This window comes from Luteimonas sp. A537 (genome assembly GCF_054052065.1).
Genome location: NZ_JBSVRH010000003.1, coordinates 546,889 through 572,732, shown reverse-complemented (window position 1 = coordinate 572,732; position 25,844 = coordinate 546,889). Strand labels below are relative to the sequence as shown.

The window sequence follows — 25,844 nt, the reverse complement described above, 5'->3', positions numbered from 1 at the left end:
CTGCCCCTTGAGCCGCCGCTCCCACAGTGCAGCGCGGTGGCTTCAGGTCGGGGATTGCGGGACTTCGAACACCTGCCGCAGGTAGCGCAGGTAGCCCTCGTCGTCGACCATGGTCTTGCCCGGCGAATCGCTCAGCTTGGCCACCGGCTGGCCGTTGCAGGCGACCATCTTCAGCACGATCTGCAGCGCTTTCGGGCCGGTGTCGTTGGTAAGGTTGGTGCCAATGCCGAACGACATCCGGCAGCGGCCGCGGAAATGCGCGTACAGGCGCATCACCTGCTCCATGTCCAGGCCGTCGCTGAACACGAGCGTCTTGGTGTGTGGATCGATCCGCAGCGCCTCGAGGTGGGCGAGCATGCGCTCGCCCCACTCCACCGGATCGCCGGAATCGTGGCGCATGCCGTCGAACAGCTTGCAGAAGTAGAGATCGAAGTCGCGCAGGAACGCGTCCATGCCGATCACGTCGGTGAGCGCGATGCCGAGGTCGCCGCGGTACTCTTGCGCCCAGGCCTCGAACGCGGCGGTCTGCGAATCACGCAGGCGCGGGCCCAGCGCCTGGTGCGCCTGCAGCCATTCGTGCGCCATCGTGCCCTGCGGCACCAGGCCGTGGCGGCGGGCGATGTCGACGTTGCTGCTGCCGGCGAACTTCGGGCCCAGCAGTTGCGCCACGCGCGGCACCAGCAGGTCCTGCCAGCTCCGCGAATAGCGGCGGCGGGTGCCGAAATCGGTGATCCGGCAATCCTCGTATCCAACCGCGGCGTCGAGACGGTCAACCTTGGCCTGCAGCCGGCGCAGTCCCTCGGCTTCGTCGGCCGGTCCGTGCTCGCCGACCATCCAGGCTTCGCTGACGATCGCCAGCAGCGGCACTTCGAACAGGATGGTGTGCAGCCAGGGTCCAGACAGGGTCAGCGAGATCCCGCCGGGCTCGTCACGCGAGCGCTCCAGGCGCACATGCTTGCGGTCGAGGTGGAACAGGCCGAGGAAGTCGACGAAGTCGGGCTTGATGAAGCGCAGGCCGCGCAGGTAGTCAAGCTCATCGCTGGACAGGCGCAGCGCGCACAGGGCGTCGATGGCGTCCGAGATCACGTCGATATGCCGCGCCAGGTCGACGCCGGGCGTGCGGCAGCGGAAGCGGTATTCGGCGTGCGCCGCCGGATACCGGTGCAGCACCGCCTGCATCATCGTGAACTTGTAGAGGTCGGTGTCGAGCAGGGAAGTGATCATGAGGCATCTTCCCGCATCGACTCGAGCAGCATGCGCGGAAGGCCCGCAAGCCAGTGCATCCAGACTGCAAGCCACACACCGGCACGCAGCAGCGGGCCGCGCACTGGCGCCTCGAAGCGGCTGAAGTAACGCCACAGCCCGCGATGCTTGTGCCACTCCACGAAGAACGGCCGCGAGCGCGCGGACACGCCGCGCAGGTGCAGCACGCGCACGTCGTTGGCCACCGCGATCCCGGCACCCGCCTCGCGGGCGCGGCGGCACAGGTCGAGGTCCTCGGCGTGCAGCCGATAGCCTGCATCGAAGCCGCCGATGCGATCGAACAGCGCCCGCGGCAGCAGCATCAGCGCCCCCGAGACCGCCTGCACCGGCTGCAGCGGCAAGGTTTCATCGACCTCCACGTCCAGCGGCCGTCCGCGACCCGCGCGCAGCGGGCCGCGCAGCATGGCGGCGAAATCGGGATCGTTGCGCCGCGCCGCGCCGTCGCGCACGCCGGCCTCGTCGACAAGATCCGCACCCAGCAGCAACTCGCCACCGGCCGCGCCAGCGTGGCGCAGCATCCGATCCAGGGTGTCGGCCTCGACCATGCAGTCGGGATTGATGAAGGCCAGCCACGGCGCCGTGCTGTCGGCCGCGCCCTGGTTGCAGGCGGCGGCGAAGCCCGGGTTGTCGGGATTGGCGATGAAGCGCAGGCGCGCATCGGCCAGTGCATGGCGCTGGACCACCGCCAGCGTGTCGTCGGTGGACGCGTTGTCGACCACCCGGATTTCGGCGACGCCGGCGGCGGCGCACAACCGTGACAGGCAAGCGTCGATGCTGCTTGCACTCTGGTGGCTGACGACGACGGCGGCGACCGACGGCGCGCCCACGGCGGCGACAGGCGCGCTCACGGCGCGAACAACTCGTGCTGCGACGGCGGCTCAAGACCATCGAGGCGGTGCGCAAGCCCGCGGCGGCAGTCGCTGATCGGATCGTGCATCAGGAATTCCGCGAGCCGCGGCCGCCAACCCGGCCAGCGCGCGGCCAGTGCATCCAGGTCGCCTTCGGCCGGGCCGCCCTCGCCGCCGCGTGCGACGAAGGCGGTTTCGCACAACACGTTGCGCCAGCCCAGCCCGGCCATGCGCAGCGACAGGTCGATCAGGGCCGCATACCAGGAGGCGTAGCTTGCGGCGTCCAGGCCACCGGCCTTCGCACGCGCACGACCGCGGATGAAGACCGCGTGGTCGATCGCGGAAGGCAGTTCGGGGCAGGTCGACGGCATGCGTTCGGCGGCCCGCGCCAAGCGCACGAGCTCGGCTTCGTCCGGCCGTGGAGAGACCTCGCCGCAGTCCGGCCAAGCCGCGGTCTCGCCGGCGTTGCACCAGGGCGTGGCGGTGGCGATGGCGCCATCGCGTGCAGCGCAGGCCGCCAGCCGCCCTGCCCAGCCGGGACCCGGCACCGCATCGGCGGCCAGCACGATCACGTCGGCGTGGCCGCAGGCGGCCAGGGCTTCGTCCAGGTGCGCGACTTCGCCCAGGCGTCGCTGGCGCCGCGTGTACTCGGCGCGCAGCGGCGTGCGTTCCAGCCAGCGTTCGATGATCGCGAGGCCCCGGGGACCGGCTTGGGCATCATCGGCCAACCAGACCCGCGTGCCCGCGGGCGTGCCGGCATCGAGCGCCGCCAGGCAGGCATCGAGCACGTCGTCATCCACCGCCACCGGGAGCAGCACGATCGGAAGCTCGCCCGAGGCTTCGCTCCGCGGTCCGGGCACGCCGGCGCCCTGCCCGCCGGCCATGCTCAGTCGGTGGTCCGGTTCAGCGGCTCCAGCGCGCGGAAGCGGCGGCCGTATTCGTCGGTCAGGTTGCGAGCGTCGTTGCCATCGCGAACCAGCGTCGGCGTCAGCAGCACCACGATCTCGCTGCGCTCGGTACGCGTATTCTGCGACCCGAACAGTCCGCCGATCACCGGGATCCGGCTCAGCCCCGGGATGCCGGATGCGCCCCGGGTCACGCCGTCGGTGATCAGGCCGGCCAGGAACACCGTGTCACCGCTCTGCACCACCGCGTTGGTCTTGAGCCGGTTGGTATTGATGGTGCGGTTGCCGTTGGCATCGGTGTCGGTCGGCGCGCTGACTTCCTGCACGATGTCCAGGAACACGGTGCCGTCGCGGGTCACGCGCGGGCGCACCTTGAGGATGGTGCCGGTGTCGAGGTACTGCACCTGGCCGACGGTGTCGCCACCGCCAAAGCCGGGGTTGTAGGACACCGACGTGATCGGGATCCTGTCGCCCACGTTGAGCGTCGCCTCGTAGTTGTTGCGCACCAGCACCGACGGGGTCTGCAGCATCTGCACGTCCGACACCTGGTCCAGCGCGCGGATGACCGCGGCGGCATCGTTCTTGACCAGGCTCCAGACCGCGCCCGGGTTCGCCGCGGTACCGAGCGCGGCGCCCAGCGTGCTCCAGCCGCTCGGGCCACCCGCGGCCGGCGCCGGGAAGGGACCGATGCCGTTGTCGGTCATGCCCTTTTCAAGGAACCAGCTCACGCCGTACTCCAAGCCGCCGGTCAAGGTCACCTTGACCACCTGCGCCTCGATATGCACCTGCAGCGGCATCACGTCCAGGCGGTCGATGACCTCGCGGATCGAGCGCCAGGCCTGGCCGGTGGAACGCACCAGCAGCGTGTTGCTCTCGTCGACCGCGGAAACGCCCACTTCGCTGCCGTCGACCTCGAGGGTCACCGAGGCATTGCCACCCTGGCGTTCACCCAGTGACAGCGTGCCACCGCCGAGACCGCCGCTGCCGCTGCCGCTGCCACCGCCATCGCGGCCAAGGTTTGCGCTGGACATTCCTCCGTCCATGCCACCGTCGTCGATTTCCGTGGACTCGAGGCCCGGCATCAGCGATGCACCGCCGCGGCCACCGCCGCCGGAGCGCCCGCCGCCGCTACCGTAGACCTCCGACAGGCGCTCGGCCAGGTCCTTGGCGGTGACGTATTTCAGCTCGTAGGAAAACAGCTGCACGCCGCCGCCGGCGCCGTCGATGCGGTTGATCCACTGTTCGATCTGGTCGAGGTAGGCCGGCTGCGAGGTGATCACCAGCACCGCATTGGCGCCTTCCAGCGGCATGAAGCGGAACATGCCGGCCACCGGCGAACTGCTTTCCGCGCCGAAGACCTTTTCCAGGTCCGCGACCACCTGCGGCGCACGCCCGGCAACCAGCGGGAACACGCCCACCGACATGCCCGACAGCCAGTCGACGTCGAAGATCTGGATCGTTCGCAGGTAGTTTTCCAGCTCCTGGCGCGAGCCGGCAACGGTGATGACGTTGCGGCCGGCATCGACGCCGACGATGGCGTTGGCGCGCGCATACGGCTGCAGCACCTTCTCCATTTCGACCGCGGAGATGTACTGCAGCGGCACCACGCGGGTTTCGAAGCCGCGCGCGCCGGTGGCGGTGCCGGTGCGCGCCGCGACCGCGCCGCTGGCAACCGCGCCTTCGGCGGGCACGATGTTGTAGCGGCCTTCGGCATAGATCATGCGGGCGTTGTTCCAGCCCAGCACCATCTCCAGCAGGCTGAGCGCCTGTGCCGGGCTGACCGTCTTCGGCGTGGCCAGGGTCACCGTGCCCTGCACGCCCGGGGCGATCACGTAGTTCTGGCCGAGCATGTCGCCCAGGATCACCTTGACCACGGCGTGCAGCGACTCGCCTTCGAAGTTGAAGGTGGCCTCGCCGGTGGTGCCGGCAAGGTTGGGCGGCGCCGAGGCCGCCAGCGATTCATTGATGACCCGGCCATCGCCGCGGTGCTTCTGCGCCCGCGGGCCTTCGGGGAGCGCCTGCTCGGCGATGCCGTCGGTGCCAAGGGCTGCGCTCGCGTCACGCGGGACCCCGTCGACCTGGATCACCGGGGCCGGCATGCGCGCCTCCCGGCGCACGTCGGGCACCGGCGCCGAAGCGCAGGCGGCCAGCAGGGTGGCAAGGAATGCGGCAAACGCCGGCTTGAGGGTCTTGGTCAGGGTCATCTCGGGCATTCTAGGGATTCGGGCCGGTCACTGGCTTTCTGCTTCCTGCTGGGCCTGCTCGCGCTGGCGTGCGCGGCGCGCCTCGATGCGCTGGCGGATGGCATTGACCTGGTCTTCGGGGGCGGCCTCGGCGGGCACTCCGGCGTCCTGCGCCGGCTGGCCGGGCGCCGGGACTTCGACTTCGGTGGGCGCGGGCGAGCTCGAGGTCGTCACCACCACCGGGCGGTTGCCGGCCGCGCTGTTGCCATCTTCGTCGGCGGCCGCGCGCCCACGCACCGGAGCATCCCGGGGTGCGGACGGGGTGGACATCGCCGTCGGGGCCTCGCCGCCAACGCCGTCGAACACCCGCAGCTCCAGCGTGCGCTGGCCCTCGGGGCCGTCGAACACGGCGCTGCGCGGCGTCATCGACGCCAGCTGCCAGCCCGGCGCACCCGCGGCGCTTTCGCCCACCTTGAGCCGCAGCGACTCGCCGCCCTCGGCAGGCTGCACGATCGCCACCTCGAGCCCCGGCGTGAGCAGGATGCTGGTCAACACGTACTCGAACTCCGCCGGCGCTTCCTCGCCCTGCGGATTGATGAAGAAGGGCTGCGGCCGGCGGTCGGTGGTGAACATCGGCCGGTCACCCAGCTCGGCGTACTGCGTAAGCGGACCCAGGCGCTCTTCGCCGGGCTGGATGGCCGCGGGCAGGGCCTGTACCAGCTCGGGATCCGGCGGCAGGCGGTCGACGCGCCCACCGAGCCCGAACAGGCCCAGCGCCCAGGTCGCGAGCGCCCACAGCGCCACGGCGCCGAGCACCCAGGTACGCGCGCCCGGGACCTCAGCGCGCATCGTCGCCTCCCTGGCCCGGGGCGGCGGGCACCGGCCGCAGGTAGCCATACAGGTCGAAGGTGATGTCCAGCCCTGCGCCCTGGGCGCCGTTGCCGCTGCGGCCGAAGACCTGGCGCGGGGCCAGCACGTTGAGGTTGTCGACGAACAGCCGCGGCGCGCCGCCTTCCAGCGAGTGCAGCACCGCCGCGAGCTCGGGATTGCCGCAGTGCAGGCGCACCTGGACCACCGCGCGCGGGAAGCGGCCCTGGCGCGGCTCGGTCATCGGCGAGCGGTTGCGGATGGCGCAGCTGCGGTTGCCGGGGCTGGCTTCGAGCACCGCGGTTTCCAGGCGCGCGATCAGCGCGGCGGTGGCGAGCTCCGTGCTGCCCTCGGCCATGAAGCCGGGCACGCGCGCGGCGATGTCCTGCACTTCGGCCATCCGCTCCTGCACGTGCGGGGCCTGTGCGAGCTCCATGCGCACGCGCAGGTCGCGTTGCTGCAGGTTTTCGATGCGTTCGCCGACCTCGAGCATCGGCGCGGTCCACCAGGGGTGCACCAGCACCAGGTAGGCCACGGCCAGTGCGCCGGCAAGGATCGCCAGCGCCAGCCAGCGGTCGCGGTCAGGGATTGCTTCGCGCACGCGCGGGCTCCCGGTCCTGCGCGGCCGCGGCCGGCGCCACCACCAGTTCGGCGGTCAGGGTGAAGCGGTCTCGGCCGCTGCGTGGATCCGGCTGCAGCGCCCCGGCCAGCGCCGGCGAACGCCACAGCGGCGACCCTTCCAGCCTCTGCACCAGCGACGGCGCCTCGTTGCTCAGGCCGATCAGCAGGATCCGGGTGTCCTCGATGGACAGTTTTTCCAGGTAGGTCGAGTCCGGCAGGCGCCGCGACAGTTCGTCCATCACTTCAACCGTGGTCGGGCGCGCGGCGCGGGTGGCCTGCAGGAAGGCCATGCCTTCGACCAGGTCCACCAGGGCCTGGCGCTGCGTGGAGGCACCGCGGGCGCGGGTCGCGGCCTGCGCGACTTCGGCTTCGAAGGCGTCGGCGGCGGCACGGCGGTTGTCCAGGACCTGCCACAGCGCGGCGGCGGTGGCGACCACGGCCACCAGGCCCAGGGCCAGGTTCCAGCTCATCCACGGGTCGACGCGGCGGTGGCGGCGCGCGCCGGGCAGCAGGTTCACGCCCCGGCCGGTGCCGTCGCCGGCATCCACGTCGACGCCGGTCAGGGTGGTGGCCAGCGGGCCGAGCGCGGCCAGCCGCGCCTCGAGCGCGTGGCGCGGGACCACCACGAGTTCGGCTTCGACCTGGCCGTCGGCGCGGTGGCCGACCACGCGCGCGTCGTATTCGACCTCGGCGGCGGGGAATGGCGTCTGCCGCTCGATCTCGAAGCCGAGGACCTCGTGCAGGCGCGCACTGGCCGCCGCCGGCAGCGGCATGCGCCGGCGCAGCGCGGCGGCTTCGGGCAGCAGCAGCCAGCGCGGCAGCTTGGCCACGCGCTGTGCCAGCAGCGAGGCCAGCGGATCATCGACGCCTTCCGGCAGCGGCGGCAGGTCGCCCAAGGTGCGCGCCCCGGTGCCGCCGTCGATGGATACGCGCAGGCCGTCGGCGGTCACGTGCAGCAGCAGGCGCTCGCGCGCAAGCCCGAACAGCTCGCGCAGGCGCAGCGGCAGCCAGGTGGCAAGCGCCTGCGTCCACCAACGCCAGAAGCCTGCGGCGCGCGGGCGCAGCGAGCCACCCAGGCGGCCGAGCGCCTGGCGACGCGGTGTTACAGCAGCGGTGTCGTTTGCGACTGCCATCAGCGCGGCGTGGCTCCCTCTTCCCATTGCAGCGGGACGTACGCCGAACCCGGCAATCCGCCCCCTCCTGCGCGAACCACGGCGCGCAACACGGCCTGGCGACCATCGGCGAGCCGGGCGCGGCTGTCGATACTATACGTGCCACTGCCGCCGCCCACGAGATCGGGCGTGAATGCATCGTCCGCGTCGCGCTGCATCAGCGTCGCCTGCGGATCGACGCCAAGCGCCTGCAGCACCGGGCCGCCGGCAAAGCGCTGGTCGGGCTGCGGCAGGCCGCTGAACACGGTGAGGTGGGGTGCGACGGCTTCAAACAGGGTGCGGTCCATGCCGAGCACCTGCTCGAGCTCGGGCACGGTCTCGAAGGGTGCGTTCTTGGCGCCGTACGGCCTTCCGGCCTGTGCGTATTGCGGACCCTCGGCGCCGCCCATCGGCTGGGTGAGGTCGTCGGCATCGCGCCAGTCGACGATCGCGGCCGCGACCGCATCGGCCCGCTCCTGTTCGGTGCCGACCGCACGGATCAGCGACGACAGCAGGCCCACGTCCGCGGCGTTGAGATCGACCTTGCCCGACTCGTCCACGATCCGGACCTCGACCGTCGCCGCGCCAAAGCTCCAGCGATACGGGCGGCCATCGGGCATCCAGGCATAGTCGGGCTCCTCCGCCTGCACCCGGACCAGCGCGTACTCCAGGCCGGCGCGCGCGGCGGACTCGGCGGCGACCGCGCCGTGCAGGCCGCGCCCCTGCATGTACTCGATGCGCGCGGTGGCCGCATAGGCGCCGATCAGCGCGGTCAACAGCGCCACCAGCCACATCACCAGGATCAGGGCCGCACCCCGCTGCGTCGACATCATCGCCTCCCCGGGAACCGGTCGCGCACGCGGGACCGGCCGTTGCCATCGCCCCGTCCCGGCCGCTGGCCGGGTCGCTGCACGGGCCGCTGGCCGGGCCGTTGCGCGGGCCCCAGGCGCGAGCGCCCGCTGCCCATGTGCGGCGTGGTCCCCGCCTGCGGCAGCGCGACCACCAGCGGCGGCCAGGCACCGCCACCGGCGCTCTCGATTTCTATCGACACCTGCAGCGGCAGCGTCTCGCTCGACTCCCACGCATCCAGCCAGTCGGTCAGGCCGTTCTCGTCATCAAGCCCGCGGTAGAGGATGCGCAGCCCGGTCAGGCCCTCGACCAGCGGCTCCGGTTCGCGCGGCTGGTCCTCCTCGATGGTTTCGCCGGCCAGCACCATCGCGAACGACACTGCCAATGTCGTGTCATCGCCCTGGCCGTACACGGCGATGTCATGCAGGTGCGGACCGCCGCGGCCGAGGTAGCTCGGGAGGTCGGCGACGAAGCGGATGCGGTCCGGCTCCCCGATGAAGCGCAGCGCGCCGCCGTTGTCCGGATCCTGGTCGAAGGCGATGGCCTGCGCCGCCGCAAGGCGCCGGCGCAGGAAGCCTTCAACCGCACGCATGCGTTCGCTGCGCGCGGCCATGGCTTCGCCGCGCTCGACGGTGGCCGTGGCCGCGCGCAAGGTCGCGAAGCCCAGCGCAAGACCGCTGGCCAGCAGCGCCGTGGCCAGCAGGACCTCGATCAGGGTGAAGCCGGCGGCCCGGGTACGGCTCATGGCTCCGTCCCCGGCTCCGGCTGCACCAGGCGCAACGAGTCGACCACCAGCCGCTGCGCGCGCGTGCCGTCGCCCCATGCAAGCTCGAGACGCAGTTGCATGAGCTGCGCGGCAAACGGATCCTGGGGCGCACCGCCCGGACGCAGCGGATCGATATAGGGCGCGACCTCGAGCTGCCAGCGATAGCGGCCGTCCTCGAGATCACCTTCATCGCGCCCGGGCCGCAGCGCCTCGCCGACGCCGACATCGGCCAGCAGGGACTGCGCGTGCAGCGCCGCCCGCCCTGCGTCCGCCGACCAGCGCACCTGGCGCGTGCCGCCGGACAGCGTGCCCAGCAGGAACGTCAGCGCCAGCGCCAGCACCACGAAGGCCACCAGCACCTCGAGCAGGGTGTACCCGCGTTGCCGTTGCCTGGTCATCGCACGCCCTCGGCCCGGTGCACGGTCACCTCGCCGGTCAGCCAGGCCACGTCGATGTCGAACGCGGCCTGGTCGCGGCTCAGCTGCACGCGCCCGCCCGTGGACGCGCCGTCGCCGAAGAACATGATCGCGCCGACGCCTTCGGTCGGCTGCAGCTCGCGCGCACCGGTGAAGTGGATGCCCAGCGACGCCGGCACCTCGCCGCTGCGTCCGTCCGCGCCCTGCCACCGGTGGCCGCGGGGATCGATGCTGAAGGTCTGCGGCACGCCGGTATCGAGCGCGCGGGCGCGGGTGAAGCGCAGCTGGGTAGCGACGTCGCGGGTCTGGCTGCGCAGTTCCATGCGCGCGAAGCCGCCGCCGACCACGCCCGCGGCCAGCACGCCGGTCGCGGCGATCAGCACCATGACCAGCAACAGTTCGAGCAGGGAAAAGCCGCCGCAGCGGCCCGCACCGCCGCACCCGGCGTTCATTGCCGCGACTCCTTATTCGTAACGGATGTCCGCGTCCACGCTTTCGCCACCGGGCTTGCGGTCGGCGCCATAGCTGACGATGTCGAAGGCGCCGGCATCGCCGGGCACGCGGTACTCGAAGGGCGTGTTCCAGGGATCGTTGAGCTCCGAGGCCTTCGCATAGGGGCCAAGCCAGCCTGCCGCGCCACCGGGCGAATTGACCAGCTCCGACAGCGCGTTGGGCAGGCTGCCGGTGTCCATCTCGAACTGGTTGATCTTCTCGGCCATGGTCTGCACCTGCGCTTCGGCCAGGCGGACCTTGGCTCGATCGCCACCGCCCATGATGCGCGAGGCCGCGAACGCGACGATGCCGCCCATGAGCATCACCACCACGATGATCTCGATGAGGCTAAAGCCGCCCTGGGACTGGCGGGGAGAACGGGTGAAGGGTCGCTTGTGCATGGAACCTGCCTGTATTGATATGAGGTGTCGGGTGCCCGGGCGCCGGGCAGGCGGCTAGCCTATGACATTGGTGAGGTCGTAGATCGGTACCAGCACCGCCAGGATCACCACCATGACCACCACCGCCAGCAGCAGGGTGATCACCGGGACCAGCGCGGCCAGCATGCGGTCCAGGGCCTGGCCGGTCTCGGCCTCGAAGGTGTCGGCGGTCTTGAGCAGCATCGTGTCCAGCGCGCCGGACTCCTCGCCGACCTGCACCATCTGCAGTGCCAGCCGCGGGAATCGCTTGCCGCGCGCCAGCGCCGTGGACAGCGCGACGCCGTTCTTGACCTCCTCGCCCGCTGCTTCGACATCGGCGGCGAGCGCACGGTTCCCGAGGACGTTGCGGCCGATGCCCAGGGCCGCGATCAGCGGCACGCCGTTCTTCAGCAGGGTGCCCAGGGTACGCATCAGGCGCGCGGTCTCGATCCGCGCCACCAGCCCGCCTATGAATTTGCGCCCGAGCAGCCACTCGTCGAAACGTGCGCGGAACGCCGGGTCGCGCAGGCGCCGGTCGAACCACAGCGCCGCCATCGCCGGTACCGCCAGCAGCACGATCCACCAGTCGCGCACCAGCTCGCCCAGGCCAAGGACGATTTTGGTGAAGAACGGAAGCTCCGCGTCCAGGCTTTCGTACATCACGCCGAACTGGGGCACCACGTAGCCAAGCAGGAACAGCAGCGCCAGGCCCACCATCAGGATCAGGATCGCCGGGTAGATCAGCGCGTTCATCACCCGGCCGCGCAGCGAACGCGAGCGCTCCAGGTAGTCCGCCAGGCGCTGCAGGGTGTCTTGCAGGGTGCCGCCGGCCTCGCCGGCGCGGACCATGTTGATGTACAGGCGCGAGAAGCTGCCGTGCTGGCGCTCGAGCGCGGTCGACAGCGCCGTGCCGCCGCGCACCTGGTCGCGGACGTCGGTGATGGTGCGCTTGGCGGCCTCGTCCTCGGGCAGGTCGAGCAGGATGGTCAGTGCGCGATCAAGCGGCTGTCCGGCGCCAAGCAGCGTCGCCAGCTGCTGGGTGAACTGCACCAGGCGTTCGCCCGAGAACGGCTTGGGCTTGAACAGCGACCTGAGCGAACCCTCGCCGCCGCCTTCGCTGGCCAGGCGGGCTTCGACCGGCAGGTGGCCCTGCTCCTGCAGGCGCAGCGCCACCTCGGCGTCGCTGGCAGCCTCCATCTGGCCGTCCAGGGTCTCGCCGCGGCTGTTCAGTGCTTTGTAGCGGTAAAGCGGCATCGGTCGGGGGCGGGCATCGGGCAGGGCCGACACGTTACCGCAGGTCGCGCCGGTGCTGGGCGCGGCGGACGGGCAAGGCGTCGCGTGACGGGCCGCCGCCGGATGGGCGGCGACGCGACGGCAGCCGGGTTCAGCCGACGGTTTCGGAGTAATGCAGCCAGAAATCGTTCAGGCCCGTGCCAGGTGCGAGGTTGCACGACAGCGCGAGGTAGCCGTTCGGGAACACGGTGGCCCCTTCGACGAAGTCCGACGCAGCCCAGTAGAACCCGGCGTAGCCGGAGGCGGTATCGGTGACCTGGGTCACGTAGTAGTTGGTGCCACCGTGCCAGCCGGTCACCGCGGTGCATGCAACCGGCGCGGCGCTGCCGTCGTGGCTCGACACGTAGACCTCGAGTCCGTCCACCTGGCCCTGGGTGGGGATCGCGCAGGTCACGAAGGCGCTGGTCGTGCCCTCGTTCTGCAGGGCGAGCGGACGCTTGCGCAGTGCGTCATCGAATTTCGACAGCGAGGCCTGGCAGTGCGCCGCCGCGTTGAAATACTGGGTGCGCTCCACCATGGCCGGAACTCCGGCCTGGGCGACGCCCGCGGCCACGACGGCCGAACACAGCAGCGACTTCATCAAGAACTTCATCCAATTCCCCCTGGTACCGGCGGAAAGAATGGCGCGCCGGCTACGCCGCATGCTGTTTATCACGGATTCATCCCGGCCTGCGCGTCGGCTTACGCGTCCTCGGTCACCCGCAGCACTTCCTCGATGGTGGTCATGCCCGCCATCGCCTTGATGATGCCGTCCTCGTACATCGTGCGCATGCCCGCGTCGCGGGCGAGCTGCTCGATTTCGCCCATGCCGGCGTGGCGCATGACCGCGCGGCGCAGCGCGTCGTTCATCACCAGGAACTCCATGATCGTGGTACGGCCGAGGTAGCCGGTGGGCGCGATGGCCGAGCCGCGCGGGCGGTACAGGAAGATCTCGCCCTCGGGCTGGTACTTCCGCAGCCCGAACTTCTCGACTTCCTCCGGCGACGCCAGGTACTTCTCCGCGTGCGAAGGCTCCAGGCGGCGCACCAGGCGCTGGGCCAGGATGCCGTTGATGGTCGACGTGAGCAGGTAGTCCTCCACCCCCATGTCGAGCATGCGGGTGATGCCGCCGGCGGCGTTGTTGGTATGCAGCGTGCTCAGCACCAGGTGCCCGGTCAGCGCCGACTGGATCGCGATGCGCGCGGTCTCGAGGTCGCGCATCTCGCCGATCATGATGATGTCCGGATCCTGGCGCACGATCGAGCGCAGCGCATGAGAGAAGTCCAACCCGATCTGCGGCTTGGCCTGGATCTGGTTGATGCCCTCGATCTGGTACTCGACCGGATCCTCGACGGTGATGATCTTGACGTCGGCGGTGTTGAGCTTCGACAGCGCGGTGTAGAGCGTGGTGGTCTTGCCGGAGCCGGTCGGCCCGGTGACCAGCAGGATGCCGTGCGGCTGCTGCAGCACTGCCTCGAACTGCGGCAGGAAATTGTCGGTGAAGCCGAGCTTGTGGAAGTCGAACACCACCGTCTCGCGGTCAAGCAGGCGCATCACCACGCTCTCGCCGTGCGCCGTGGGCACGGTGGACACGCGCAGGTCGAGCTCCTTGCCCTGTACCCGCAGCATGATGCGGCCGTCCTGCGGCAGGCGGCGCTCGGCGATGTTGAGCTTGGCCATGATCTTGATGCGGCTGATCACCGCGGCGGTGAGGTTGGTCGGCGGGCTTTCGCCCTCCTCCAGCACGCCGTCGACGCGATAGCGCACCTTCAGCCGGTTCTCGAAGGGCTCGACGTGGATGTCGGACGCACGCAGCTCCACCGCCCGCTGGATCACCAGGTTCACCAGCCGGATCACCGGCGCCTCGGAGGCGAGGTCGCGCAGGTGCTCGACGTCGTCCATGTCGCCGCCGTCGCCTTCGGCGCTTTCGACGATCGCGCCCATCGCGCTGCGGCCCTGGCCATGCCAGCGCTCGACCAGCCCGGCGATTTCCGAACGCAGCGCAACGTTGACGCGCACCGCCTTGCCCGTGGCCAGGCGCACGGCGTCGAGCGCATAGGGATCCTGCGGGTCGGCGGCAAGCACATCGATGAAGCCTTCGCCCTCGCCCACCGGCACGACGTGGAACTGGGTCATGAAGCGCGCGGTCAGCGGCGTGCCGTCAGGTGGCATCTCCGGCAGGTCCTTGGCGCTGGCCAGCGGCAGCTCCATGACCTGGGCGCAGGCCTCGGCGTGGTCGCGTTCGGACACCAGGCCCAGCCGGCCGAGCAGCGACAGCAGGCTGCCGCCGGTTTCCTCCTGCAGGCGCCGCGCGCGGCCAAGGTCGGCGTCTTTCACCCGGCCCTTTTCAAGCAGGGCAGCGACGATGCGTTCGTCGGCGGAGGCTTGGATCGTGTCGGTATTCACTCGTTCCAGCGGGATTTCGTGCGGTGGCCGACTTTAGCAGACCGGTCGCGCTCCACCCGGTCCTTGCCCGATGCCGGGCAGGAACCCGCCGTGGCCAGGGTGGCGGCCCGTGGTAGTGGCTTCGGATACCATCGGCCGAGGGGAGCACGGGGGTCGGCTGTGGGTATCGACGCCCGTCGCACAGTCAGGAGCGGGAAGACATGGATGCAGCACGCTGGAAGCGGACGTGGGAGCTGTTCGACCAGGTCGTCGACGTGTCGGCCGGGGAGCAGTCCGCGCTGCTGATGTCGCTTGAAGCGGATGCCGGCATCCGCGCCGAAGTGGAGCGCCTGCTGCAGGCGAGCCATACCAGCGACGTCACCGCCCCGGACCCGGCCCCGGCGCTGCAGCCACGCTTGCAGCCCGGGACGCTGGTCGACAACTGGCGCGTGGAGCGCCTGATCGGCCGCGGCGGAATGGGCGAGGTCTACCTTGCGCAGCGGGTGGACGCGGATTTCGAGCAGCGCGCGGCGCTGAAGCTGCTGCTGCGGATGGAGTCGGAGGAGGACCGGGCCCGGTTTGCCGCCGAGCGGCGCATCCTCGCCCGCCTCGAGCACCCCTCGATCGCGCGCCTGCTGGACGGCAGCGAATACCAGGGCACGCCGTATGCCGTCATGGAGTACGTCGACGGCCAGTCGGTGACCGACTACGCACGCGACCTTCCCCTGCGGGAGCGCCTGGAGCTGGTGCTGCAGGCCTGCGACGCGGTCGGGCATGCACACCGGCACCTGGTGGTGCATCGCGACCTGAAGCCCGGGAACATGCTGGTATCGGCCGACGGACGCCTGCGCCTGCTCGATTTCGGCATCGCGAAGCACTTGTCCAGCGTCGACGACGACGCCACCCAGGTGATCCGTGCCTCCCCGGACTACTGCGCACCGGAGCAGCTCGACGGCGGCACGATCTCCACCGCCACCGACGTGTTCGCACTCGGCGTGATCATGTTCGAGCTGCTGACCGGCGAGCGGCCCTGGCAGCTTGGTGGCCTGCCATTGATGCGCGCGCTGGAGCGGTTGTGGGTGCAGGACACCCCGCGGCCGAGCAGCCGGCTGCGCGGAGCGGCCGCACGCGCCGTGCGCGGGGATCTGGACACCATCGTGCTGAAGGCGCTGCAGCCCGAACCCGGCAAGCGCTACCGCAACACCGACGAACTCGCATACGACCTGAAGGCGCACCTGGAGCAACGGCCGATCAGGGCGCGCAAACCGACGCTTGCATACGTCGTGGTGCGCACCGTGCGTCGGCACAGGCTCGCCACCGCGCTGGCCGGCGTCGCCGTCGCCAGCCTGCTGCTGGGCCTTGGCGGCGTGATCGTGCAAGGCCGCGAAGCCGCCATGGAGCGCGACCATGCCCGGCGCGAGGTGGTCCGCAACAACGCCGTGCGCCAGTACCTGATGCTGATGTTCCGGTCCGCCGGTGAGCTGCAGGGCAACGACGACATGACCGCGCGCGACGTGCTTGCCCGTGCCGCGGACGAGGTCGACGAACAGTTCGCCAACGACCCCGAGGCCCACGCCGACATCTCCATCGCGCTTTCCGAACTGTTCTTCCAGCTCAACGACTACACCGGCGCCCGGCCGCTGCTCGAGCGCCTGGTCGAGCAGGGCGACCGGATCTCCGCGGACGTTCGGGCGATGGCGCAGCACGATCTGGCGCAGGTGAACTATCGCGAAAGCCGGATGGAGGACGCCTGGGCCCTCCTGCGCCAGGCGCAGGCATTCTGGTCCGCCGAACCGCGGCGCTATCTGTCCGAGCTGCTCGACAGCCGCCTGATCCAGTCGCAGCTGGAACGCGCCGACGGCGACTTCCCGCGGGCGTTGGCAACGCTTGAACAGGCGCTTGGGCAGCGGATCGCGCTCTCGGGGCGGAAGCATCGCGAAACCGCGGTGCTGATCAACAACCTCGGCATCACCTACTTCCAGGCCGGCCAGCTGGAACAGGCCAGCGACCGGTTCCAGCAGGCCCACTCCCTGTGGAGCGCACTCGGCCAGGAGCGCAGCGCCGATGCGCTGAACACGCTCAACAATCTGGCTGCGGTCGAAGCGCGCCTGCTGCGCTCCGAGCAGGCCGCGGCCAGCATGCGCGCGGCCCTTCAGCTGCGACGGGAACTCTACGGCCCGTCCACCGCGACTGCGGCCCTGCTGAACAACCTCGGCAAGACCCTCAGCCAGCTCGGTCGGCACCAGGAGGCGATCCCGCTCCTGCGCGAAGCGATCGAGATGGGCCAAGCCCACGCCGGCGGGCCGGCGGCGCCGGTGTCGCTGGCCGCCGGGCTCGGCCTCGCCGAGGCGCTGGCAGGCATCGGCAACCCGGTCGAAGGCCACGCCGTACTGGACGGACTCCTGCCCCTGATCCGCGATGCCCACGGCGAGCAGCACCTGCTGGCGGCGATGCTGGGCGTCTCGCGGGCGCGAATCCACAATTCGACAGGTGCGCGCGACAGCGCGATGCAGGCCGCCGCGAGTGCCCGCCAGGTACTGGCGACGCTGGGTCCCGGGGGCACCGGCGCGCTTGAGCAGCTGGATCGGCTGGAGGCAGGCTGGCGCGACGGCGACCCGCCGCCCACGGTCAATCCGTCGCAGGCTCCGCAGGCGCCAGCGGCCCCCCGAAGTCACGGAGCTGGTGCTGCAGCCAGTCACGGGCCTTGACCCAGTCGCGCCGCACCGTGCGTTCGGTGACAGCGAGGATCTCGGCCGTCTCGGCCTCGGTATAGCCGGCGAAATAGCGGCACTCGACCACCCGCGCCAGGCGCGGACTGATCCGCTCCAGGTCACGGATGGCATCGCCGATCGCGATGCTGGCGTCGTCATCCGGCCCCGCGACGTCCGTGGCCGCCTCGAACGAATGGAAGGCCTCGTCCAGGCTGACCGCCGCCACGCCACCGCCCCGGCGCTGCCGTGAGCGCGACCGCGCCTGGTCCACCAGCACGTGGCGCATGGCCACCGCCGCGGCCGCGAGGAAATGCCTGCGGCTTTCCCAGGGACCGCCGCGCAGCACCTTGAGCCAGGCCTCGTGGATCAGGGCCGTGGTCTGCAGGGTTCCCCCGCCGCGGTAGCCGGCGCGGATGCCACGCGCCGCGCGCCGCAGGTCCGGATACAGCAGTGGCGCGAGCTCGACCGCGCTGGCGCAGATCTCTTCCGTGGAATCGTTTGGCAAATCCGTACCCCGTTCCATCGCAGTGGGTGCCGCGGCATTCCGTGCCCGCCAGCCAATCGCCGCGTCCCGCCCCCACCGTGACCTGGCCCCGGACCGGTGGCGCATGTGGAGGTTCGACCGTGCAGCAACGGATACTAGCAAGTGATGCCGAAATCGCCCTGACGCTGCGGTTCACGATGCGGCATCAGCAGCGTCACGCGGGCAGCGGCGCGGGCGGCTTCGCCGGCGAATTCCGTCCGGTTGCCGCGCCCGTTCACGTATTCCATGAGACCGCTACTGTCACGCGGTATCAACCAGGGAGTACACATGCAGCGTCCGATCCTCCTCGCCACGTCCATCGTCGCCTTGCTCGCCCTCGCTTCGGGCGACACCGATGCGGCCACCACCTCGCGCATGACCACCGCCAGCGCGCCCGCGCTTTGCCAGCCCGCATTGCCGGCGTACGACGGCAGGATCCGCAAAAGGCCCTTGGCCGTACAGAACGAGAGCTCCACCAACGCGTTCGTGAGCTGCGCGCTGATTGGTGACGGAAACAGCCTGGGAGGAACCCAACAAATATTCGTCTATCTGATCAACCTCAACGACGCGCCGGCTTCAATCACCTGCACGCTCGTCAACAGCCACGCGGGCGACGTGTTCCTCAGCGTGACGAAGACCCGGGAAGTGCCCGCCAATGATCCCGGCGGAGCCACGGGTCTCCACTGGCTTCCGGTCGACAACGGCGGCAACCCGTTCTCGCGCTGGACCAGCCTGTCCTGCAACCTGCCGGCCGGCACCGGCATCGGACATCTGGGCTCGGTACAGCAGGCGGAAATCGGGGCCTGACCCTGGCCGGCGGAAAGACTGGACAACGGGTGGCGGATCAGCCGATCGCCACCCGCGCGTTGCAGAACATCCTGAGCCACGGCGAGGCCTCCGACCAAGCCGCCGGCGCCCAGCTGAAGTTGGCGGTGGCCAGGGTGCGTTCGGGATGCGGCATCAGCAGCGTCACCCGGCCATCGTCGCTGGCCAGCCCGGCGACGGCGTCGTCGGAGCCGTTGGGATTTTCCGGATAGCCGGCCGCAACGCGGCCGTCGCCCTCGACGTAGCGCAGCGCCACGCACGCGGCGGCACGGTCGGCCGCGCCAGCAAACTCCGCCCGGCCCTCGCCATGCGAAACCACCACCGGGATCCTTGAGCCGGCCATGCCGCGCAAGAACAGCGAGGGCGATTCCACCACCTCCAGCATCGACAGGCGCGCCTCGAACTGCTCGCTCAGGTTGCGCTGGAAGCCCGGCCAGTGCGCGGCGCCGGGAATGATCTCCTTGAGCTGCGACATCATCTGGCAGCCGTTGCACACGCCCAGGGCGAAGCTGTCGCCGCGGGCGAAAAAGCGCGTGAACATGTCGCGCAGCGCTTCGCGCTCGAGGATCGAAGTCGCCCAGCCGCGGCCGGCACCCAGCACGTCGCCGTAGCTGAAGCCGCCGCAGGCCGCGAAGCCGGCGAAGTCATCCAGCCGCGCGCGGCCCTCGATGAGATCGCTCATATGCACGTCGACCGCCTCGAAGCCGGCGAGCGTGAACGCCGCGCCCATCTCCACCTGGCCGTTGACGCCCTGCTCGCGCAGGATCGCGACCCGCGGCGCGGCGCCCCTGGCGATGTAGGGCGCGGCGATGTCGTCGGACGGGTCGAACGTGAGTACCGGCTGCAGGCCGGGCGCGTCGAAGCGTAGCGCCGCAGCACGCTCGGCGTCGGCGCAGTCGGGGTTGTCGCGCTGGCGCTGCATGGCATGGCTGACCGACCACCAGGCGCCCATCAGGTCCTGCCAGGCCCACTCCGCCATCACCTCGCCGTCGTCGAGCACGCGCACCGAGGAGGCCGTGGTGGGGCGTGCGATGCGCTGCGCGCATTCGACCAGGCCGTGGCGCTCGATGAGATCGACGAACTCGACCCGGTCCCCCGCGGCGATCTGCACCACCGCGCCCAGTTCTTCGTTGAACAGGGTGCGGAACACGTTCTCGGTGCGGTCGTCGCCCCAGGTGTCGAGGTCGATGTCCATGCCGACGCGTGAACAGAAGGCCATTTCGCACAGGGTGGCGAAAACGCCGCCGTCGGAGCGGTCGTGGTAGGCCAGCAGCAGGCCGGCCTCGCGCGCATCGCGGATGAGTTCGAAGAAGGCGCGCAGGCGCTGTGGATCGTCCAGGTCCGGGCAGGCGCCGCCAAAGGCACCGTGCACTTGCGACAGGATCGAGCCGCCCAGGCGCTGCTTGCCGGCGCCCAGGCCGATCAGCCACAGCTCGGTGCCGGGCTCGCGCACCAGCAGCGGCGTGAGCTGCGCGCGCACGTCGGCCACCGGCGCGAAGGCGGTGACCACCAGCGATACCGGCGACACCGATGCCTGCGCCTGGCCATCGGCCTGCCACTGCGCCTGCATCGACAGCGAATCCTTTCCGACCGGGATCGACAGCTCGATCTCCGGGCACAACTCCATGCCAACCGCGTGCACGGCGTCGAACAGGCGCGCGTCTTCGCCCGGATGGCCGGCGGCGGCCATCCAGTTGGCCGACAGCTTGGTGCGGGCCAGCGATTCCACCGGCGCCGCGCAAAGGTTGGTGATCGCCTCGCCCACGGCCATGCGCGCGCTGGCGGCGGCGTCGATCAGGGCCAGCGGCGTGCGCTCGCCGATCGCCATGGCTTCACCGGCATGGCCGTGGAACCCGGCCAGGGTGATCGCACAGTCGGCCACCGGCAGCTGCCAGGGCCCGACCATCTGGTCGCGCGCGGTCAGGCCGCCGACGCTGCGGTCGCCGATGGTGACCAGGAACTGCTTCGAGGCGACCGTCGGGTGCGCAAGCACGCGCAGGCCGGCTTCGTGCAGGGCCTCGCCGGGGCGGCCGGCGGCGGCCAGGGCAACGGCGTTGAGCTGTGGCCAGCGGTGCGGCGTGGTGCGCGCGGTGTCGCGGTGCATCTTCGGCGGCTTGCCGAATATCACGTCCATCGGCAGGTCGATCGGCAGCACGGGCCGCGTGGCGGTATCGCCCGCGCCCTGCCCCGGGCCGTCGGCCGCCGCAGCGGGCGTCACGGTCTCGAGGTGCTCCGCCGCGGCCGGCGTCGGCAGCACGCCGTAACCGACCACCAGCCGCTCCTCGGCGGTGGCGTAGCCCACCACCGCGAACGGACAGCGCTCGCGCTCGCACAGCGCCGCGAACTCGGCGATGCGCCCTGGCGCAACGCCGAGCACGTAGCGCTCCTGCGACTCGTTGCACCACAGCTGCATCGGCGACAGCGATGGATCGTCGCTGGGCACGCGGCCGAGGTCGATCACGCCGCCCACGCCCGAGTCGTGCAGCAGCTCCGGGATCGCGTTGGACAGGCCGCCGGCGCCGACGTCATGGCACCACTTGATCGGGTTGCCCTCCTCGCCCAGCGCCGTGCAGCGGTCGAGGACCTCCTGGCAGCGGCGCTCCATCTCCGGGTTGTCGCGCTGGACGCTGGCGAAGTCGAGCTCCTCGGCGCTTTCGCCCGAGGCGACCGAGCTTGCGGCGCCGCCGCCCAGGCCGATCAGCATCGCCGGGCCGCCCAGCACCACCACCGCGTCGCCCGGCGACAGCCGGCGCTTCGCGACCTGGTCGCGATCGATCGCGCCAAGGCCGCCGGCAAGCATGATCGGCTTGTCGTAGGCCCGCACCAGGCCCTGGCCCTCGGCGAGCTCGAAGCTGCGGAAATAGCCGGTCAGGCTCGGCCGGCCGAATTCGTTGTTGAACGCCGCCGCGCCCAGTGGGCCGTCGGTCATGATCTCCAGCGCCGGCGCCATGCGCGGGTTCAGCGCGCGCGGCGCCTCCCAAGGCTGCGGCAGCGAGGGAATGCGCAAGTGGGAGACGCTGAAGCCAACCAGGCCGGCCTTGGGCTTGCCGCCGCGGCCGGTGGCGCCCTCGTCGCGGATCTCGCCGCCGGCGCCGGTGGAGGCGCCCGCGAACGGCGAGATCGCGGTCGGGTGGTTGTGGGTCTCGACCTTGATGCAAAACGCGCTGCCGAGCTCCGGTTCGGCGCGATACACGGCGCTTGCGGGATCCGGGCGAAAGCGTTGCGCCGGGTAGCCTTCAACCACCGCGGCGTTGTCGCTGTAGGCCGAGAGCGTGTGCTCCGGGGTCTGCGCGTGGGTGTGGCGGATCATCCCGAACAGCGACTGCGGACCGCTGGCAGCCCCGCCCCCGGCCAGCATGTCCTCGCCGTCGATGGTCCACGACGCGTTGAAGATCTTGTGGCGGCAGTGCTCGGAGTTGGCCTGCGCGAACATCATCAGTTCGACGTCGTGCGGGTCGCGGCCCAGCGCGCCGTAGCGCTCGCGCAGGTAGGCGATCTCGTCCTCGGCCAGCGCCAGGCCCAGGCGCTGGTTGGCTTCTTCCAGGCCCGCCAGCGGAATGGCTTCGACGGCGCCGCGCGGCGGCAGCGCGAACAGCGCGGCCGCGTCCGCGTGCGCGGCCAGCAGCGACTGGGTCATCGGGTCGTGCAGCGCCTGCGCCAGCGCGGCGGCGACTGCGGGGTCGGCCGGCCAGCCGACGATGTCCAGGCGGGTTCCGCGCTCCACGCGCGCCACCGGCAGGCGGGCCCCGCGCAGCAGCTCGGCGGCCTTGCTCGCCCACGGCGACAGCGTGCCCAGGCGCGGCGAGACATAGCGCGTGGTGGCGCCCGGCTCCACCGGCGCGGCCGCGTCGGAGGCCTTGAGGATGCGGTGCAGGGCCGGCCGGTCGATCGCGGCGCCGGCGTCGGGTTCGGCGAGCACCCAGTACACATGCCAGGCGCCGCTGATGCGGATGCCGGGATCGATGGACTGCAGGCGGGCCTGGAGGCGTTCGCGCCGGAACGGCGGCAGCGCGGGAGCGCCTTCGAGGACGATCATGACCGGATTCGACCGTGATGGAACGGGCCGGCCATTGTAGCGAAGCCGCGGCGCTGCCGGCGCGCGGCCCGGCGGCTCAGCGGCTGCCGGCTGCGCCCGGGGCGGCCGCGCCCGGGGCTGCGGCGGGCACCGTGGCGCCGGCGTCCGCGGCCAGCCGGTCCAGCGCGGCGCGCAGGTCGGCCGGCGGCATGTAGCCCGGCATCTGCGTGCCGTCGGCGGTGACGATCATCGGCGTGCCGGTCAGGCCCACGCGGCGGCCGATGTCGTAATGCCTGGCAACGGGGTTGGTGCAATCGCTCGCGGGCACCTTGCGGCCCTGCTTGGCCGCCGACAGCGCCGCGCCGCGGTCGGCCGCGCACCACACCGACACCATCTTGCCGAAGTCCTCGCTGGCCGGCCCCATGCGCGGGAACGCCAGGTACTCGATGGCGATGCCGAGGCGGTTGTATTCCTCGATGTCCTCGTGGAGCTTCTGGCAGTAACCGCACTCCACGTCGGTGAACACGCTGACCGTGTACTCGGGATTGGCGGGCGCGAACACGATGCGCTCGGACGCCGGGATCGTCGCCAGCAGCTCGCGGCGCACCTCGGCCATGCCGGCCTGGCTGAGGTCCTTCTTTTCGCGGACGTCGAACAGCGCGCCCTGCAGCAGGTAGCGGCCGTCGTCGCTGATGTAGACCATCTGCCCGCCCACCACCGCCTCGCGGAAGCCCGGCAGCGGCGCCGCGCCGACGTGGTCGACCTCGATCCGCGGATTGATCGACTGCAGCGCCTGGATCGCGCGCTCGTCGGCCGAACCGGCCGCGGCGCTTGCCAGGCCCTGGCCGCCGGCCGTGGCCGCGCCCGGGGACGCGTCACCCGCGGCGGCATCGCCCGGTGACTGGGCGCAGGCGGTGAGGCTGACGGCACACAGGAGGAGGGGCAGCAAGGACTTCATTCGCGATCTCGGCTCGACGGTGCCGCCCGGATCCGGCGGCTGGCCCGGCATTCTCGCACGCGTCCCGGCGGCGAGGGCCCGGCTCCGGCTTCGCGTTGCGCCGGCTTTCAGGCAGAGGAGGGGCGCGCGCCCGGCGTCGGGCGCTGCGCGGCCCTCAGGCGCGCGGGTGGTGCTTCGCGTGCAACCGCTTGAGCTGCTCGCGCGCGACCAGGGTGTAGATCTGGGTGGTGGACAGCGAACTGTGGCCCAGCAGCATCTGCAACGAGCGCAGGTCGGCGCCGTGGTTGAGCAGGTGGGTGGCGAAGCTGTGGCGCAGGCCGTGCGGACTCACGCGCGCCGGGTCGATGCCGGCGGCGGCCGCGTGGCGCTTCACCGTCGCCCAGAACGCCTGGCGGCTGGGCGGCGCCAGGCCGCGGCCGATGAACAGGGGGGCTTCGCCGCTGTCATCCACCGGGATCGCGCGGCCACCGGCCAGCACCGGGCGCGCGTCGGCCAGGTAGCGCTCGAGCCAGTGCCGCGCCTCCTCGCCCAGCGGCACCACCCGGTCCCTGCCGCCCTTGCCCGACACCCGCAGCACGCCTTGGCGCAAGTTGACGCCGTTGGCCGCGATCCCCACGAGCTCGCTCACCCGCAGGCCGCAGGCGTACATCAGCTCGAGCATGGCGCGGTCGCGCAGGCCATCGGCGCTGTCGACCCCGGGCGCGGCCAGCAGGCGGTCGATCTCGCCCTCGCCCAGCGCCTTGGGCAGCAGCCGTGGCAGCTTGGGCGGCTCCAGCAGCGCGGTCGGGTCGTCCGCGCGCAGGCCCTGGCGCAAGCGCCAGCGATAGAAGGCGCGCAGGGCCGAGAGCAGGCGCGCGTTGCTGCGCGGTGACCAGCCGCCGCGGCTGCGCCATGCGAGGTAGTCGAAGAGGTCGCCGCGGCCTGCGTCGGCGATGTCGCCACGGTCGCGCCAGCGTGCGAAGCCGCCCAGGTCGCGGCGATAGCTGTCCAGGGTCTGGCGCGCGGCGCCGGATTCGGCCCACCAGGCATCGATGAAGGCATCGATGGCGCGCGCGTCCGCGTCGCGCAGCGGCGGCAGCCGCATCGCGCGCGTGCGGCGCTCGGCGGGCGTGGACGCGGTCATCGCCACCAGCTTAGCGGTGCGCGGGCCACGCCGGCTATCCTGTGGCGATGTCCTCCGCACCCCACCCCGACGCCAGCGCCCGGCACGGCGCCTTCATCGGCCGGCGCATGCTGTCCATGCTGTACGACCTGCTGCCGGTGCTGGCGCTGTGGTTCCTGCTCGGCTTCCTGTTTGCGCTGGGCTACACCCTGGCCGGGCATGCGCCACGCGAGAACATCGCGCCCTGGAGCCCGCTGCAGTGGCTGCTGTGGCTGTGCTGCTGGGCGGTCACCGGTGGCTATGCGACCGTGAGCTGGCGCCGCGGCGGGCAGACGCTGGGCATGCGGCCCTGGCGGCTGCGCGTGGTCGCCGCCGACGGCGCCGTGCCCTCCTGGCAGGTGATGTGGCTGCGCTACGCCGTGGCCACGCTTTCGCTGGCAGCGGCCGGGCTCGGCTTCTGGTGGGCGTGGATCGACCGCGACCGCCTGACCTGGCACGACCGCGCGGCCGGCACGCGCGTCGTCCACGAACGCAAACCGCAGAGGTGAAGCCCATGCGCATCGACATCTGGTCCGACCTGGTCTGCCCCTGGTGCTGGATCGGCAAGCACCGCCTGCAGCGCGCGCTCGCGCTGCTTGGCGAAGACCCGCCCGCGGTCGAGGTGCACTGGCATCCCTACCTGCTCGATCCGGACGCCGACGCCACGCCGGTTCCGCTGCGCGATGCCTATGCAGCCAAGTTCGGCGGCGCGGAGCAGGCCGCACAGATGCTTGCGCGTACCCAGGGCACCGCGCGCGGCGAAGGCCTGCCGATGGACTTCGAGCGTGGCCAGGTGCGGGTCACCACCCTGCCCGGCCACCGCCTGATGTGGCTGGCGGCGCGCGAGGGCGATGCCGATGCGGTCGGCGAAGCGCTGTTCCACGCCCACTTCGCCGAAGGCCGCAACCTGGCGGATCCGGAGGTGCTGGTGGCTGCAGGCGCCGCCGGCGGCCTCGACGCGGCCCGCGTGCGCGCGATGCTCGCGTCCGACGAAGGCTTGGCGGAAGTCCAGGCCGGACTCGGCCGCGCGCAGGCGATGGGCATCCGTGCGGTGCCGACCTTCGTCATCGATGGCGAACACGGCATCCAGGGCGCGCATCCTCCGGAGGTGCTCGCGGACGCGCTGCGCAAGCTGGCGCCGAAGCCCGCCGCCGCTGGCGACGGCGGCGCCTGCGGCCCGGAGGGCTGCAACACCTGAGGGTCCCCGGCCGGAACCGCGAGTCGCGTGTCCCGG

At 71.3% G+C, this 25,844-nt stretch carries 23 protein-coding genes and 1 pseudogene; 4 read left to right on the top strand and 20 right to left on the bottom strand.

The features are described from left to right. Positions 1–42 precede the first annotated feature (42 nt). The 15 genes and pseudogenes from pncB to gspE form a co-directional block, all read right to left on the bottom strand. Positions 43–1,224, bottom strand: a complete 1,182-nt coding sequence (gene pncB / locus ACW7GZ_RS10240) for a nicotinate phosphoribosyltransferase (protein WP_457005289.1) — start codon at positions 1,222–1,224, stop codon at positions 43–45. Then, a complete protein-coding gene (locus tag ACW7GZ_RS10235) occupies positions 1,221–2,090 on the bottom strand; it encodes a glycosyltransferase family 2 protein (RefSeq protein WP_457009159.1) in 870 nt (289 codons plus the stop codon). Before ACW7GZ_RS10235 ends, pncB begins: the two co-directional genes overlap by 4 nt. Before the next feature lie 17 nt (positions 2,091–2,107). Beyond that, positions 2,108–2,995, bottom strand: a complete 888-nt coding sequence (locus ACW7GZ_RS10230) for a glycosyltransferase family 2 protein (protein WP_457005291.1) — start codon at positions 2,993–2,995, stop codon at positions 2,108–2,110. A gap of 2 nt (positions 2,996–2,997) precedes the next feature. Beyond that, entirely contained in the window at positions 2,998–5,220 is a 2,223-nt protein-coding gene (gspD, locus tag ACW7GZ_RS10225; RefSeq protein ID WP_457009038.1) for a type II secretion system secretin GspD, read from the bottom strand. Between the two features lie 27 nt (positions 5,221–5,247). Next, positions 5,248–6,048 (bottom strand): type II secretion system protein XpsN, encoded by an 801-nt coding sequence (locus ACW7GZ_RS10220; protein ID WP_457009037.1) that lies wholly within the window; start codon positions 6,046–6,048, stop codon positions 5,248–5,250. Continuing rightward, the gene (gspM, locus tag ACW7GZ_RS10215) at positions 6,038–6,667 is read right to left on the bottom strand and encodes a type II secretion system protein GspM (RefSeq protein WP_457005297.1); all 630 of its coding nucleotides are present in this window, start codon (positions 6,665–6,667) and stop codon (positions 6,038–6,040) included. The genes ACW7GZ_RS10220 and gspM overlap by 11 nt, the downstream gene beginning before the upstream one ends. Then, positions 6,648–7,820, bottom strand: coding sequence for a PilN domain-containing protein (locus ACW7GZ_RS10210; RefSeq protein WP_457009035.1), 1,173 nt, complete (start codon positions 7,818–7,820; stop codon positions 6,648–6,650). The genes gspM and ACW7GZ_RS10210 overlap by 20 nt, the downstream gene beginning before the upstream one ends. After that, on the bottom strand, positions 7,820–8,668 hold the full coding sequence (locus tag ACW7GZ_RS10205) for a general secretion pathway protein GspK (RefSeq protein WP_457009033.1): 849 nt from the start codon (positions 8,666–8,668) through the stop codon (positions 7,820–7,822). The genes ACW7GZ_RS10210 and ACW7GZ_RS10205 overlap by 1 nt, the downstream gene beginning before the upstream one ends. A gap of 152 nt (positions 8,669–8,820) precedes the next feature. Beyond that, positions 8,821–9,432 (bottom strand): annotated as a pseudogene (locus ACW7GZ_RS10200) (prepilin-type N-terminal cleavage/methylation domain-containing protein); the annotation flags it as partial. Beyond that, positions 9,429–9,851 carry a type II secretion system protein XpsI gene (gene xpsI, locus ACW7GZ_RS10195; RefSeq protein ID WP_457005302.1) on the bottom strand — a complete coding sequence of 141 codons (423 nt, stop codon included), beginning with the start codon at positions 9,849–9,851 and terminating at the stop codon, positions 9,429–9,431. The gene xpsI and the pseudogene ACW7GZ_RS10200, both read right to left, overlap by 4 nt. Next, positions 9,848–10,321, bottom strand: a complete 474-nt coding sequence (xpsH, locus tag ACW7GZ_RS10190) for a type II secretion system protein XpsH (protein WP_457005303.1) — start codon at positions 10,319–10,321, stop codon at positions 9,848–9,850. The genes xpsI and xpsH overlap by 4 nt, the downstream gene beginning before the upstream one ends. A gap of 12 nt (positions 10,322–10,333) precedes the next feature. Further along, positions 10,334–10,762, bottom strand: coding sequence for a type II secretion system major pseudopilin GspG (gene gspG, locus ACW7GZ_RS10185; RefSeq protein ID WP_457005305.1), 429 nt, complete (start codon positions 10,760–10,762; stop codon positions 10,334–10,336). Positions 10,763–10,816: 54 nt separating this feature from the next. Continuing rightward, the gene (gene xpsF, locus ACW7GZ_RS10180; protein ID WP_457005441.1) at positions 10,817–12,034 is read right to left on the bottom strand and encodes a type II secretion system protein XpsF; all 1,218 of its coding nucleotides are present in this window, start codon (positions 12,032–12,034) and stop codon (positions 10,817–10,819) included. A 130-nt stretch (positions 12,035–12,164) separates the two neighbouring features. Beyond that, positions 12,165–12,665, bottom strand: a complete 501-nt coding sequence (locus ACW7GZ_RS10175) for a hypothetical protein (protein ID WP_457005307.1) — start codon at positions 12,663–12,665, stop codon at positions 12,165–12,167. A gap of 89 nt (positions 12,666–12,754) precedes the next feature. Beyond that, positions 12,755–14,467: a type II secretion system ATPase GspE gene (gene gspE / locus ACW7GZ_RS10170; RefSeq protein ID WP_457005443.1), complete on the bottom strand. Its 1,713-nt coding sequence runs from the start codon at positions 14,465–14,467 to the stop codon at positions 12,755–12,757. A 191-nt stretch (positions 14,468–14,658) separates the two neighbouring features. Between gspE and ACW7GZ_RS10165 the strand changes: the two genes are divergently transcribed. Next, positions 14,659–17,145, top strand: a complete 2,487-nt coding sequence (locus ACW7GZ_RS10165) for a protein kinase domain-containing protein (protein ID WP_457009031.1) — start codon at positions 14,659–14,661, stop codon at positions 17,143–17,145. On the opposite strand, the gene ACW7GZ_RS10160 is transcribed toward ACW7GZ_RS10165, so the two are convergent. Continuing rightward, entirely contained in the window at positions 17,066–17,653 is a 588-nt protein-coding gene (locus ACW7GZ_RS10160) for an ECF-type sigma factor (RefSeq protein ID WP_457005311.1), read from the bottom strand. The two genes, ACW7GZ_RS10165 and ACW7GZ_RS10160, sit on opposite strands and share 80 nt — an antisense overlap. A gap of 134 nt (positions 17,654–17,787) precedes the next feature. After that, a complete protein-coding gene (locus ACW7GZ_RS10155; RefSeq protein ID WP_457005313.1) occupies positions 17,788–17,919 on the bottom strand; it encodes a hypothetical protein in 132 nt (43 codons plus the stop codon). A 40-nt stretch (positions 17,920–17,959) separates the two neighbouring features. On the opposite strand from ACW7GZ_RS10155, the gene ACW7GZ_RS10150 reads away from it, so the two are divergent. Then, positions 17,960–18,478: a hypothetical protein gene (locus tag ACW7GZ_RS10150; protein WP_457005315.1), complete on the top strand. Its 519-nt coding sequence runs from the start codon at positions 17,960–17,962 to the stop codon at positions 18,476–18,478. A 37-nt stretch (positions 18,479–18,515) separates the two neighbouring features. On the opposite strand, the gene purL is transcribed toward ACW7GZ_RS10150, so the two are convergent. The 3 genes from purL to xerD form a co-directional block, all read right to left on the bottom strand. Next, entirely contained in the window at positions 18,516–22,532 is a 4,017-nt protein-coding gene (gene purL / locus ACW7GZ_RS10145) for a phosphoribosylformylglycinamidine synthase (RefSeq protein ID WP_457005316.1), read from the bottom strand. A gap of 76 nt (positions 22,533–22,608) precedes the next feature. After that, entirely contained in the window at positions 22,609–23,469 is an 861-nt protein-coding gene (locus tag ACW7GZ_RS10140; RefSeq protein ID WP_457009029.1) for a DsbC family protein, read from the bottom strand. A gap of 154 nt (positions 23,470–23,623) precedes the next feature. Further along, entirely contained in the window at positions 23,624–24,598 is a 975-nt protein-coding gene (gene xerD / locus ACW7GZ_RS10135; protein WP_457005320.1) for a site-specific tyrosine recombinase XerD, read from the bottom strand. Between the two features lie 41 nt (positions 24,599–24,639). Here xerD and ACW7GZ_RS10130 point away from each other — a divergent pair, with 41 nt between their 5' ends. Both ACW7GZ_RS10130 and ACW7GZ_RS10125 read left to right on the top strand, forming a co-directional pair. Continuing rightward, positions 24,640–25,119, top strand: coding sequence for an RDD family protein (locus ACW7GZ_RS10130; protein WP_457005322.1), 480 nt, complete (start codon positions 24,640–24,642; stop codon positions 25,117–25,119). A gap of 5 nt (positions 25,120–25,124) precedes the next feature. Then, positions 25,125–25,808, top strand: coding sequence for a DsbA family oxidoreductase (locus ACW7GZ_RS10125; protein WP_457009027.1), 684 nt, complete (start codon positions 25,125–25,127; stop codon positions 25,806–25,808). The last annotated feature ends 36 nt before the right edge of the window (positions 25,809–25,844 follow it).